Source organism: Pectobacterium carotovorum, assembly GCF_900129615.1.
In the GTDB taxonomy this organism is placed as follows: domain Bacteria; phylum Pseudomonadota; class Gammaproteobacteria; order Enterobacterales; family Enterobacteriaceae; genus Pectobacterium; species Pectobacterium carotovorum.
Genome location: NZ_FQWI01000008.1, coordinates 1 through 12,794, shown reverse-complemented (window position 1 = coordinate 12,794; position 12,794 = coordinate 1). Strand labels below are relative to the sequence as shown.

Sequence of the window (12,794 nt, the reverse complement as noted above, 5' to 3'; positions counted from 1 at the left end):
CCGTGACGGCACCTATCTGTTATCCACCACCGCGACCCATCATCAGCACAGCGCGCGTAGTACCTTCGCCAACGTCTTGACCGCCGCTTCCAGTTCATGCGGGGCGTGTGCAGCAAACCCCATGAGGAAGCCTGCTTTATGGTGGCCCGACGCATACAGCGCTGTCAGCCCCAGCAGATCGATCCCGGCTCGGCGTGCAGATTCCACCGCGTCGTGCTCAGGGATGTCACGGATAAAGACACAGGGCATCTGCATGCCTCCGGTTGGCACACGTGGCTCTACGAAGTCAGTAAGATGCTGGCGTACCAGCCGTGCCAGCACATCGCGCCGTTCCGCGTAAATGGTGCGCATCGTGCGGACATGGGCACCGAAGTGTCCACCTTCGATAAAACGAGCCAGCGTGAGTTGTGGAATGGGCGCACTGTGCCCATCCATCAGCGTGCGGCCCACGGTCATCGGAGCAACCAGTGGCTGCGGGAGTATCATGTAGCCGATGCGCAGGCCAGGAAACAGTGATTTGGTGAAGGTGCCGATGTAGATCGTACGATCGTGGGGGTCGAGCCCCTGCACGCAGGCAGTGGGTTTGCCCGCGTAGTGAAACTCGCTGTCGTAGTCGTCTTCAATAATCCAGCTTTGGTGCTGCCGCGCCCATTCGATAACGGCTAGCCTTCGATCTAGCGCCAGCGTCGCACCGGTTGGAAACTGGTGTGATGGCGTCAGGAATACGGCTTTGGCGGGCGTGTGATGGTCGCTGCTTGCTTCAAGCAGGCGTTCGACCTGCAAGCCATCGGTATCTAACGGTATCGGTACGCACGCGAGCCCGGCAGCCTCGAAAGCCTTGCGTGCGCCGTGGTACACGGGATCTTCAAGGAAGATCCGATCGCCAGCATCCATCAGCACATTCGCGCAGAGAGTTAATGCTTGCTGGGAGCTGGTCAACACCAACACACGATCGGGTGTGGCACGGGCTCCTCGTTCAAGATTGACATAGTCTGCGATGGCGTGTCTCAGCGCTTCCATACCCTGCGGTGGGCTGTGCAGCAGTGCCTGAGTGCCATATTCTTTTAGCACCTGCCGTTCCAATCGTTCCCATGTTTGGAGAGGAAAATTACGTGTTTCCGGCACGCCGGGCGCGAACGCTCGCGGTACGATGAAATCACGTACACCGCCATTCTGGAACATGGCGCTGCCACGTTGGCTGAGGCGCAGTTCTGCTTTGCTATCTCCTGCTTTCCGGGCTTTGCCACGTCCTGACCGACGCTTTGCCCGTTCCGACACGAAACTGCCGCTGCCAACACGACGCTCAATGAACCCTTCTGCATGAAGCTGACTGTAAGCCGATTCGACCGTATCACGTGAAACCCCGAGTGATGTCGCCAGCGTGCGTGAGGCGGGTAAGGATTTTCCCACGTCGAGAATGCCATCGAGGATTAACTGACGAATAGCTCGCTGGATACGGGCGTGCAGGGGTAAAGCACCGTGTGCGGGATCGCCAATCCAGGCTTTGACAGATTCAAGCTGGGCATGTTTGAACAATTGGTCTGCCTATTATCAAAAAAATGGTGGGGAACATCCGGCTATTTTAAATCTATAAATACGTTTCACAATCCATTCATCCTCTTCATCAGGAGTTAAGCTGATGCCGATACCTTCCGATACACCTACCTGCCACGACAGCCACGGTCGTTATCCCGAAGCTGCCACAGTTGAGGATTTCCAACTTAATCTGGCGGCGGTACAGATGCGCATCGCGGCGGCCTGTCACCGCGTCGGCCGCGATCCTGCAACAGTGCGACTGCTGCCAGTCAGCAAAACTAAACCGGAAAGTCGCCTGCGTATGGCCCATACGGCAGGTTGCCGGATATTGGGCGAGAACAAGGTGCAGGAGGCGTACCGCAAATGGGAAGCTATGCAGGACTTAGCCGACTTACAGTGGTCGGTCATTGGTCATCTGCAAACCAACAAGGCTAAGCTGGTGGCACGCTTTGCTACCGAATTTCAAGCGTTGGACAGCCTGCGGCTGGCTGAAGCGTTGGATCGCCGCTTACACGTTGAAGGACGTTCTCTGGATGTATTCGTGCAGGTTAATACCTCCGGTGAGGCCAGTAAGTACGGCCTGTCTCCTGAAGACGTACCCACTTTTATTCAGGCTCTTCCTGCATTCCCTATGCTACGTGTGCGCGGGCTCATGACGCTGGCGTTGTTCTCCAGCGAGGCTGAACGCGTGCGCCAGTGTTTCATCCGACTGCGTAACCTACGCGATAAATTGCAGCAAAACGCCCCTGTCGGCATCGAGCTGGATGAATTATCCATGGGAATGTCCGGCGATTTTGAAATAGCCATTGAGGAAGGCGCCACCGTCGTACGCGTCGGTCAGGCTATCTTTGGCGCCCGTCCGCTACCGGATAGCTACTACTGGCCTGATGAAACCAGCACAGAAGCAAGTCTTTAAAAAAAACCATGATTAACGTATTAGGATGATGCCCCATGTATGACACCTCTTTGACTCTCACGGATTTTGACCCCGAGTTGGCCGATGCCATTCTGCATGAAGAACACCGTCAGGAAACCCATATTGAACTTATCGCTTCAGAGAACTATGCCAGTCCGCTGGTGATGGCGATTCAGAATTCCGTGTTCACCAACAAATATGCAGAAGGTTACCCCGGCAAGCGCTACTACAGCGGCTGCGAGTATGTAGACGTAGCCGAACGTCTGGCTATCGAGCGAGCTAAAGTGCTGTTTGACTGTGATTATGCCAACGTCCAGCCCCATGCCGGTGCTCAGGCTAATGCTGCCGTGTTTCTGGCATTGACTAACCCGGGTGACACCGTGATGGGGATGAATCTGGCTCAGGGCGGACATCTGACCCACGGTAACCCATCCAACTTCTCCGGCCGTCACTACCAGATCGTACCTTATGGGCTTGATCCTGAAACAGGGCTTATCGACTACGACGAAATGGAACGTATTGCCTTGGAAACCCGGCCAAAAATGCTGATAGGCGGGTTCTCCGCCTATTCACGTCACAAGGACTGGGCGCGGATGCGCGCGATTGCTGACAAGGTGGGCGCGATCTTTTGGGTGGATATGGCGCATGTTGCAGGTTTGGTGGCCGCAGGTGAATACCCGAACCCGCTCCCTCACGCACATGTCGTGACCAGTACCACCCATAAGACCCTGCGCGGCCCGCGCGGTGGGATTATTTTGGCCAAGGGGCAGAGCGAGGATTTTTACAAAAAGCTGAATTCCGCCGTGTTCCCCGGCATTCAAGGTGGCCCGTTGATGCATATCATTGCGGCTAAAGCGGTAGCCTTCAAGGAAGCGTTACGCCCTGAGTTCACGGTTTATCAACGTCAAGTGGTGGCCAATGCCCGGGCAATGGCGCGTATCCTCCAGCAGCGTGGTTACAAGATCGTCTCTGGTGGCACCGACAACCACTTGCTGCTGATCGACCTGTCCGACAAGCCGTATACCGGTAAGGATGCCGATGCTGCGCTGAGCGAGGCTTATATCACGGCAAATAAGAATTCGGTGCCTAACGACCCACGTTCGCCTTTTGTTACCTCGGGCCTGCGTATTGGTACGCCAGCTGTGACGACGCGCGGTTTCGGTGTCGCGGAGTGTGAGCAACTGGCGGGGTGGCTATGTGACGTGCTGGATGCACTGAGTATTGGGAATGAGGAATTAACGGCGATGCGCGATCGGGTTCGCAAGCTGGTGGTCGCGCTGTGCCATCGTTATCCTGTGTATCGATAGGGCATAGGGTTTTAAGACATAGGCGTTTCGTGCACATGGATGTGCCGTATATCTGTGTTATTCGGCGTAGACTCGCTAGGTTTGTTCTTCAGGCCTCATAAGGGGATTCGTCAGGGGCGGTGAGCACCACGCGAGCGAGTGCACCGGAGCGTTGCGGTCGGTTGCAGAGGAAAAATTTTCCATCGTGCAACTGAGCAATGCGCGTCACGATACTTAGCCCGAGACCGATACCGCCATAGCGACTGTCCATGCGAACGAACGCCTTACTCAATTCACCGACCTTGCTTTCGTCGATCCCCGGCCCTTCATCCTCAACCTGTAGTTCAATATGTTGCAGTGTGCTCAGGCTTACGGTGATCTGGCTGGCTTCCGGGCTATAGCGATAGGCGTTTTCTACCAGGTTGCGTAGCAGTAACTGGAGCAGCGTGGCATCACCACGCAGAGTGATATCTTCTGGCGGTAATACCCATTTCAGCGTCTGCTCACGCTTTTGCAGCATCTCGGCCAGTTCATCCTGCATAGGAAAAATGACGTCTTTCAGGAGTGCGACATTTTGCTGATGGCCCGCTGAAAACTCTTGCCCGACACGTGCAAGCAGCAAAAGTTGTTCCACTGTTTTCACCATCTTATCAATGCGTTTGATGAGCGAACTACAGTCAATCTGATGTTGTTGCTGGTGCAGTTCGAGGTGTAGTCGAATACCGGATAGTGGAGTCCGTAATTCATGTGCGACATCCGCAGTAAACTGCCTGTCGCGTTTCAACGTTTCGTCCAGACGTTGAAAAAGCTGGTTGATAGTATGGGTGACAGCAGCGATTTCTTTAATGTCACTCTGCTGTGGCAGCGGCTCCAGGTTTTCCGCCGTCCGATCCTGCAATTCTTCCTGTAGGCGGGAAAGCGGACGCGTGATCCAACTGACCGCCTGAAAGCACATGAGCAATGTCAGAATGACCATTACCAGACTTGGGATACTGAGCGAGGCGATCGCCTCATTAATCTCTTGGTCGATCTGCATGTTCTGGGCGCTGGCGCTTAGGGATTTATCAACCAGTAGGCTGATCTGCTCTTCGCTTTCGTGCCAAAGCCAGAATACGCTAATCATCTGACAGACGAGCAGGATGCCGCCCAGTGCCAGCACCAAACGACGGCGCATGCTGGTGACGGTGTCGGCATCGCTCTTCATGGTTGTTCGCCTTTAGTCAGCAGATAGCCAAAACCTCGCAGGGTTCGGATGCGGTCTTTCCCTATCTTGTGACGCAGATTGTGGATATGCACTTCCAGTGAGTTGGAAGACGGGTCATCGTTCCAGGCATAAATATCCTGATGCAGAACCTCACGATGTACCTGAGAGCCGGCTTTCAGCACCAGGCGGGACAGTATCGCAAACTCTTTCGGCGTCAGCACCACTGGCTTGTCATCCAGCAACACCTGTTGATTGTTTAAATCCAGCGTAATGTTGTCGACCTGTATTTTGCTGTTGCTTGAACCCTGATTGCGGCGAATCAGCGCGCGTACGCGCGCCTGTAATTCCGTCAGAGCGAAAGGCTTGGCAAGGTAATCGTCTGCGCCGACATCCAGCCCGCTGACGCGGTCGTTTACCTTATCCCGTGCGGTTAAGATGAGTACGGGATGCTGGTAATGATTCTTACGCCAGCGTGACAGCAAGGTGAGCCCATCTTCATCTGGTAGGCCAAGATCGAGAATAACCAGACTGTAATGCGCGCTGCTGATGAGCGCGTCCGCTTCTTTGGCCGTGCCTGCACAATCGCAGGCATAACCTTCGTGACTCAACGCCAATAATAATCCTTCCTGCAACAGCTTATCGTCTTCAACAATCAATAATTTCATGTTGCCTTATCCCTGCACGGCTGAAGGATATCGAGCTGAGGCTGATATTCTTTCGTGGCGATAGTAAACATCCCCAGTATGGTATGGAAAAGATTATCTTGCGAGTAATCCAGCTGTTTCGCGTTCTGGTGCAGGCAGGTGTCCTGAATGGCTTGCTGTTGCTGATAACCCGTTGATAACCACATCAACATCGGCACATGCGTTTGCTGCTTCGGCGCAATAGAGTAGGGCATGCTATGCAGGTAGATGCCGTTTTCCCCTAACGATTCGCCGTGGTCAGACAGGTAAACCAGCGACGTATTAAATTTATCCTGATGCTGTTTCAATAAATTGATCGCTTTATCCAGAACAAAATCGACATACAGGATCGTATTGTCATATGTGTTGGTCAGCGCTTCCTGCGTACAGGTTTGAATCTGATTGGTATCACACGTTGGGGTAAATTTCTTAAAGGCGTCAGGATAGCGCTGGTAATAACTCGGGCCGTGGCTGCCTATCGTATGTAATACGATAATTCCGTCGTTATCGAGCTTATTAATATAGTCTTCGACGCCGTGGAATAACGCTTCATCGTGGCATTCGCCGTTGGTGCATAGTCCCGGCAGTTTCAGCGATGTCACATCAACCGTTGGCACATGTGTACAGGCATCTTTGCAGCCGCCATCATTTTCCTGCCAGAGCACGTTAACTTTTGCCCGTTGTAATATATCCAGCAGCCCTTCCTGATGGCTGGCTAAATCGCCGTTAAAACTTTGGCGCGGCATGTTGGAAAACATGCAGGGAACGGAAACGCCCGTTGAGGTGCCACACGATGACGTGTTTTCAAAATAGATAACGTTGTCTTTCGCCAGCAGCGGATTGGTCTCTTTCCCGTAGCCTCCCAGCGAAAAGTTTTGCGCTCGCGAGGTTTCACCTACGACCAGAATAACCAGGTTCTTTTTTGCCGTTGGGGACGGTGACGGCACTTTATGGGCATCCAGACCAATTTGTTCCAGAGGCAAATTAGCCAGCACACTATGTTTATGGTAGGACAAGCTGGCCGCCACAATATTGCTGGGCGTAATCGCTTTGACCAACTCTTTGTTATTACGCATGAACGATGCGTAATCTTTATAAAAGAATGCCGCGACAGATAAAATGGCGAATAACGAAATAATGACGCTGAGAAAGCGCATGCCAATATAGAGCGTTGTCGGCTTGGCGGGCTTTATTTTTATCCACATGGCGAGTGCAGCAGGAATGACGCCAATAAAGAATACCCAGGCGACAAGCTGCGGCGTAAGCAGTGAAAAGGACTCGCTGGCCGTCGTCTCCACAATATTTTGGATCATGGTCCGGTCAATGATGATGCCGTAGTTCAGCATAAAGTATTGCACGGCGGCACCGGACAGCAGGAAGAAAACAATGACGGCCTTACGCAGATAAGGTACTGCCAGCAGTGTGAAAATAATATTCAGCACCGCGAAAATCACAACGGGCATGCTGAGAAAGAAAGGAATATTGATCCAGTTTGTCGTGTCCAGCAGTTGCAGCGTCTGGCGGTAGTAGGCGATGTTCTGAACCAGAGTAATAAAGGCAGAAAATATCAGCACGAACGTGATGCTGCTCACGTGTGGTCTACCCATCGGTATTAGTTTTTTCATACACGTCTCTCGTTATTTCCATGATGGAGAGGAAAGAAGACGCTGACTCTAGCGGGGTTAAATTAATACAACCTTAAGAGGTAGCCCGTTAAATTCAGGGACGCGAGTGTGGACATTTGCTAGACTGTGTCCCCTGTCAATACAAAATAAATAGATGACGTTGAGGGTGGTGTCTGCCATGTCTAATTCGCTTGTATCTGGCGAATCTTATGAGCTTGATTTGCTGGATGAACGTCCTTTCAGTCAAACGGACTATGAGATCCTGAAATCGTATGAAGCGGTGGTTGATGGCTTGGCCATGTTGATTGGCGAGCATTGTGAGATTGTGTTGCACTCGCTTGAGGATCTTAAATGTTCCGCTGTGCGTATTGCGAATGGGGAACATACTGGTAGGAAGATTGGCTCGCCGATTACGGATCTTGCATTGCGCATGCTGCATGACATGGCAGGTGAAGATAGCAGCGTGTCGAAAGCCTATTTTACCCGGGCAAAAAGCGGCGTGTTGATGAAGTCAGTGACGATTGCGATCCGTAATCGCGATCAGCGCGTGATTGGGCTGCTGTGTATCAACATGAATCTGGATGTACCTTTTTCCCAAATCGTGCAGACCTTTATTCCACCTGAAACGCATGATGCCGCCTCTTCCGTTAACTTTGCGTCATCCGTTGATGATCTCGTGGCACAAACGCTGGAATTCTCTATTGAGGAAGTCAATGCGGATCGCAACGTCTCCAATAATGCGAAAAATCGCCAAATCGTACTGAGCCTGTATGAGAAAGGCATCTTCGATATTAAAGACGCCATCAACCAGGTCGCCGAACGCCTCAATATCTCCAAACACACGGTCTATCTTTATATTCGTCAATTCAAAAGCGGCGACTTCAGCGGGCACGAACGTTAATGCTGAATTACTGTTTGCTGGTGACAGGCCCGGCTTATGGCACACAGCAAGCGAGCAGTGCGTTGCAGTTTGCACAGGCGCTGTTGGCTGAAGGGCACAGGCTGAAAAGTGTGTTCTTCTATCGGGAAGGCGTGCTAAATGCCAACCAGCTAACGTCCCCCGCTAATGATGAGTTTGATCTTGTACGCGCCTGGCAGCAGTTGGGTGAAACGCATCAGGTAGCGCTGAATGTCTGCGTTGCCGCGGCGCTGCGGCGGGGCGTGACCGACGCGCAGCAAGCCGCTCAGCTCAATCTTGCGGGAGCGAATCTGCAACCCGGCTTTGTTCTGAGCGGGTTAGGTGAACTGGCGCAATCGGTGCTGACCTGCGATCGGGTCATTCAGTTTTAAGGTAGCGTTATGAAGCGAGTCGCATTTGTTTTTACGCATGCTCCACATGGGAGTGCTTCCGGGCGGGAAGGGCTGGATGCGCTATTGGCGATGTCAGCACTGACGGAAGAGATTGGCGTATTTTTTATTGGTGATGGCGTACTGCAACTGCTGCCGCATCAACAGCCGGAAAAGATTTTGATGCGTAATTACATCGCAACGTTTGGTGTGCTGCCATTGTACGATATTGAATGTTGCTATCTGTGCGAGACATCTGTGCGTCAGCGTGGGCTGAGTATAGAGACAGACTGGGTTTTGGATGTCGAACTATTAGCGCCGCAAGCATGGCGCAGTAAGCTGGCCGATTATCATTCCATCCTTTCATTCTAGCGACGGATTTCCCCTTTATGCTGCATACGCTCTCACGTTCTCCTTATCACGTTGACCTGGATGCACTTTTGCGCAGTGTGGGGCAGGGTGATGCGTTGGTCTTATTGCAAGACGGTGTTATCGCTGCGCTGGCTGGTGGAGATATTATTCAGCGTCTTCTTGATTCAGCGGTTCTTCTCTATGCGCTCCAGCCTGATACGGCGGCAAGAGGAATGACTGAACAAATTTCAAACAATGTGACACTCATTGACTATAATCAGTTTGTTCAACTGACAGTGGAGCACCCGCAGCAACTCGCGTGGTAACGCCGAATTTTTGTATATTTCTTGACTCCTTCCACTGCCAGCCCTAAAATTCTGCGTCCTCATACTTTGCCTTGCGCAAACATGAGGCGATTTATTACGTGTTTACGAAGCAAAACCCAGGAGCTTTTTGAATGGCAACGATTAACCAGCTGGTACGCAAACCACGCTCCCTGAAGGCTGCTAAAAGCAACGTTCCGGCGCTGGAAGCATGCCCGCAGAAACGTGGCGTATGTACCCGTGTATATACTACCACCCCTAAAAAACCGAACTCCGCACTGCGTAAAGTATGTCGTGTTCGTTTAACCAACGGTTTTGAAGTTACCTCCTATATCGGTGGTGAAGGTCATAACCTGCAGGAGCACTCCGTGATCCTGATCCGTGGCGGTCGTGTTAAAGACCTGCCAGGTGTGCGTTACCACACCGTTCGTGGCGCGCTGGACTGCTCAGGTGTTAAAGACCGTAAGCAATCCCGTTCCAAATACGGCGTGAAGAAGCCAAAGGCTTAATGGTTCTCCGTTAAGTAAGGCCAAACGTTTTAACTTAAATGTCAAACTAAACTCGTAGAGTTTTGGACAATCCTGAATTAACAACGGAGTATTTCCATGCCACGTCGTCGCGTCATTGGTCAACGTAAAATTCTGCCGGATCCTAAGTTCGGATCAGAACTGCTGGCCAAATTTGTAAACATCCTGATGGTAGATGGTAAAAAATCTACTGCTGAAGCAATCGTCTATACCGCGCTGGAGACCCTGGCTCAGCGTTCTGGTAAAGATCATCTGGAAGCTTTTGAAGTAGCTCTGGACAACGTTCGCCCGACTGTCGAAGTTAAGTCGCGCCGCGTTGGTGGTTCTACTTATCAGGTACCAGTAGAAGTCCGTCCGGTTCGTCGTAATGCGTTGGCAATGCGTTGGATCGTAGAAGCTGCTCGTAAACGCGGTGATAAATCTATGGCTCTGCGCCTGGCGAACGAACTTTCTGATGCAGCAGAAAACAAAGGTACTGCTGTTAAGAAACGTGAAGACGTTCACCGTATGGCCGAAGCTAACAAGGCGTTCGCTCACTACCGTTGGTAATCCCTTCGCTGTAGTCATGCTAACCAAGCGGGCGCTAAAAATAGCCAACCCGCTTGGGTTAACTAAATTGAACGCCCTAGTAAATAGAGGATACAAATGGCTCGTACAACACCCATCGCACGCTACCGTAACATCGGTATCAGTGCGCACATCGACGCCGGTAAAACCACTACTACCGAACGTATTCTGTTCTACACTGGTGTAAACCATAAAATCGGTGAAGTTCATGACGGCGCAGCTACCATGGACTGGATGGAGCAGGAGCAGGAGCGTGGTATTACTATCACCTCCGCAGCGACTACTGCATTCTGGTCTGGTATGGCTAAGCAGTATGAACCGCATCGCGTAAACATCATCGACACCCCGGGACACGTTGACTTCACTATCGAAGTAGAACGTTCCATGCGTGTACTGGATGGTGCGGTAATGGTTTACTGCGCAGTTGGTGGTGTTCAGCCGCAGTCTGAAACCGTATGGCGTCAGGCAAACAAATATAAAGTTCCACGCATTGCGTTCGTTAACAAAATGGACCGCATGGGTGCGAATTTCCTGAAAGTTGTTGGTCAGATCAAATCCCGTCTGGGCGCGAACCCTGTTCCGCTGCAGCTGGCAATTGGTGCTGAAGAAGGTTTCACCGGTGTTGTTGACCTGGTGAAAATGAAAGCCATCAACTGGAACGATGCCGATCAGGGCGTGACCTTCGAATACGAAGAGATCCCAGCTGATATGCAGGATCTGGCTGAAGAATGGCACCAAAACCTGATCGAATCCGCAGCAGAAGCTTCTGAAGAGCTGATGGAGAAATACCTGGGTGGTGAAGAACTGACTGAAGAAGAGATCAAAAAAGCTCTGCGTCAGCGCGTTCTGAACAACGAAATCATCCTGGTAACCTGTGGTTCTGCATTTAAGAACAAAGGTGTTCAGGCGATGCTGGATGCGGTAGTTGACTACCTGCCATCCCCAGTTGACGTACCTGCGATCAATGGTCTTTTGGATGACGGTAAAGACACGCCGGCTGAGCGTCACGCAAGTGATGAAGAGCCGTTTGCTGCACTGGCGTTCAAAATTGCTACCGACCCGTTTGTTGGTAACCTGACGTTCTTCCGCGTGTACTCTGGTGTAGTTAACTCCGGCGACACCGTACTGAACCCAGTTAAATCAGCACGTGAGCGTTTTGGTCGTATCGTTCAGATGCACGCTAACAAGCGTGAAGAGATCAAAGAAGTTCGTGCGGGCGATATCGCTGCTGCTATCGGTCTGAAAGATGTAACGACGGGGGACACTCTGTGTGATCCAGATAACGTCATCATTTTGGAACGTATGGAATTCCCTGAGCCGGTAATCTCCATCGCGGTAGAACCGAAAACCAAAGCTGACCAAGAAAAAATGGGTCTGGCATTGGGCCGTCTGGCTAAAGAAGACCCGTCTTTCCGCGTATGGACTGACGAAGAATCTAACCAGACTATCATCGCTGGTATGGGTGAATTGCACCTCGATATCATCGTTGACCGTATGAAGCGTGAATTCAACGTTGAAGCGAACGTGGGTAAACCACAGGTTGCTTATCGTGAAGCGATTCGTGCGAAAGTTACCGATATCGAAGGTAAACACGCCAAGCAGTCTGGTGGTCGTGGTCAGTATGGTCATGTTGTTATCGACATGTATCCGCTGGAGCCGGGCTCAAATCCGAAAGGTTACGAGTTCATCAACGACATCAAAGGTGGTGTAATTCCTGGCGAATACATCCCTGCCGTTGATAAAGGTATTCAGGAACAGCTGAAAGCGGGTCCGCTGGCTGGTTACCCAGTGGTTGATCTCGGTGTGCGTCTGCACTTCGGTTCTTTCCATGACGTTGACTCCTCTGAATTGGCGTTTAAACTGGCTGCTTCTATCGCCTTCAAAGACGGCTTTAAGAAAGCAAAACCTGTTCTGCTTGAGCCTATCATGAAGGTTGAAGTTGAAACGCCGGAAGAGAACACTGGTGACGTCATCGGTGACCTTAGCCGTCGTCGTGGTATGCTGCGTGGTCAGGAATCTAACGTTACTGGCGTTGTGATTCACGCTGAAGTTCCGTTGTCTGAAATGTTCGGATACGCAACTCAACTGCGTTCTCTGACCAAAGGCCGTGCTTCTTACTCCATGGAGTTCCTGAAGTACGATGATGCGCCTAACAACGTTGCTCAGGCCGTAATTGAAGCCCGTGGTAAATAAGCCTCAGGGTTAAAACAAAATCCCGTGCTCTCTCCATAGGGGGAGAGCATTTGAGTAAGGAATATCGCCGTGTCTAAAGAAAAATTTGAACGTACAAAACCCCACGTTAACGTCGGTACTATCGGCCACGTTGACCATGGTAAAACTACTCTGACTGCTGCAATCACTACCGTTCTGGCTAAAACCTACGGTGGTAACGCACGTGCATTCGACCAGATCGATAACGCACCAGAAGAAAAAGCACGTGGTATCACCATCAACACGTCTCACGTTGAATACGATACCCCGTCTCGCCA

General features: G+C 51.6%; 14 protein-coding genes. 10 read left to right on the top strand and 4 right to left on the bottom strand.

Annotated features, from left to right (window positions below):
* Positions 1-42: 42 nt before the first annotated feature.
* The gene (gene pdxR / locus BUB06_RS15760) at positions 43-1,536 is read right to left on the bottom strand and encodes a MocR-like pyridoxine biosynthesis transcription factor PdxR (protein ID WP_039473960.1); all 1,494 of its coding nucleotides are present in this window, start codon (positions 1,534-1,536) and stop codon (positions 43-45) included.
* A gap of 103 nt (positions 1,537-1,639) precedes the next feature.
* On the opposite strand from pdxR, the gene BUB06_RS15755 reads away from it, so the two are divergent.
* Together BUB06_RS15755 and glyA are read left to right on the top strand one after the other, a co-directional pair.
* Positions 1,640-2,452: a YggS family pyridoxal phosphate-dependent enzyme gene (locus BUB06_RS15755; RefSeq protein WP_039473958.1), complete on the top strand. Its 813-nt coding sequence runs from the start codon at positions 1,640-1,642 to the stop codon at positions 2,450-2,452.
* A gap of 35 nt (positions 2,453-2,487) precedes the next feature.
* The gene (gene glyA / locus BUB06_RS15750) at positions 2,488-3,759 is read left to right on the top strand and encodes a serine hydroxymethyltransferase (RefSeq protein WP_039473955.1); all 1,272 of its coding nucleotides are present in this window, start codon (positions 2,488-2,490) and stop codon (positions 3,757-3,759) included.
* Between the two features lie 88 nt (positions 3,760-3,847).
* Here glyA and pmrB read toward each other — a convergent pair whose 3' ends face one another.
* Genes pmrB through eptA form a run of 3 tightly spaced genes read right to left on the bottom strand, consistent with a single transcriptional unit; the run spans position 3,848 to position 7,250 of the window.
* Entirely contained in the window at positions 3,848-4,942 is a 1,095-nt protein-coding gene (pmrB, locus tag BUB06_RS15745) for a two-component system sensor histidine kinase PmrB (protein ID WP_039473953.1), read from the bottom strand.
* Positions 4,939-5,607 carry a two-component system response regulator PmrA gene (gene pmrA, locus BUB06_RS15740; RefSeq protein WP_010296993.1) on the bottom strand — a complete coding sequence of 223 codons (669 nt, stop codon included), beginning with the start codon at positions 5,605-5,607 and terminating at the stop codon, positions 4,939-4,941. The genes pmrB and pmrA overlap by 4 nt, the downstream gene beginning before the upstream one ends.
* Positions 5,604-7,250 carry a phosphoethanolamine transferase EptA gene (gene eptA, locus BUB06_RS15735; RefSeq protein ID WP_039473948.1) on the bottom strand — a complete coding sequence of 549 codons (1,647 nt, stop codon included), beginning with the start codon at positions 7,248-7,250 and terminating at the stop codon, positions 5,604-5,606. Before eptA ends, pmrA begins: the two co-directional genes overlap by 4 nt.
* A 178-nt stretch (positions 7,251-7,428) precedes the next feature.
* Between eptA and BUB06_RS15730 the strand changes: the two genes are divergently transcribed.
* The 8 genes from BUB06_RS15730 to BUB06_RS15695 all read left to right on the top strand — a co-directional run.
* Positions 7,429-8,151 carry a helix-turn-helix transcriptional regulator gene (locus tag BUB06_RS15730; RefSeq protein ID WP_010296984.1) on the top strand — a complete coding sequence of 241 codons (723 nt, stop codon included), beginning with the start codon at positions 7,429-7,431 and terminating at the stop codon, positions 8,149-8,151.
* On the top strand, positions 8,151-8,540 hold the full coding sequence (gene tusD / locus BUB06_RS15725; RefSeq protein WP_039473946.1) for a sulfurtransferase complex subunit TusD: 390 nt from the start codon (positions 8,151-8,153) through the stop codon (positions 8,538-8,540). The genes BUB06_RS15730 and tusD overlap by 1 nt, the downstream gene beginning before the upstream one ends.
* A 9-nt stretch (positions 8,541-8,549) precedes the next feature.
* Positions 8,550-8,909: a sulfurtransferase complex subunit TusC gene (gene tusC / locus BUB06_RS15720; RefSeq protein WP_039473943.1), complete on the top strand. Its 360-nt coding sequence runs from the start codon at positions 8,550-8,552 to the stop codon at positions 8,907-8,909.
* A gap of 17 nt (positions 8,910-8,926) precedes the next feature.
* Positions 8,927-9,214 carry a sulfurtransferase complex subunit TusB gene (gene tusB, locus BUB06_RS15715; protein ID WP_039473940.1) on the top strand — a complete coding sequence of 96 codons (288 nt, stop codon included), beginning with the start codon at positions 8,927-8,929 and terminating at the stop codon, positions 9,212-9,214.
* A 131-nt stretch (positions 9,215-9,345) separates the two neighbouring features.
* Complete coding sequence (rpsL, locus tag BUB06_RS15710; RefSeq protein WP_005969567.1) at positions 9,346-9,720, top strand: 30S ribosomal protein S12; 375 nt, start codon at positions 9,346-9,348, stop codon at positions 9,718-9,720.
* A gap of 96 nt (positions 9,721-9,816) precedes the next feature.
* Positions 9,817-10,287, top strand: coding sequence for a 30S ribosomal protein S7 (rpsG, locus tag BUB06_RS15705; protein WP_009111198.1), 471 nt, complete (start codon positions 9,817-9,819; stop codon positions 10,285-10,287).
* Between the two features lie 96 nt (positions 10,288-10,383).
* Positions 10,384-12,498 carry an elongation factor G gene (gene fusA, locus BUB06_RS15700; protein ID WP_010296974.1) on the top strand — a complete coding sequence of 705 codons (2,115 nt, stop codon included), beginning with the start codon at positions 10,384-10,386 and terminating at the stop codon, positions 12,496-12,498.
* Positions 12,499-12,567: 69 nt separating this feature from the next.
* Positions 12,568-12,794, top strand: a 227-nt coding sequence (locus BUB06_RS15695; protein ID WP_236737958.1) for a GTP-binding protein, incomplete at its 3' end; no start/stop codon positions are given.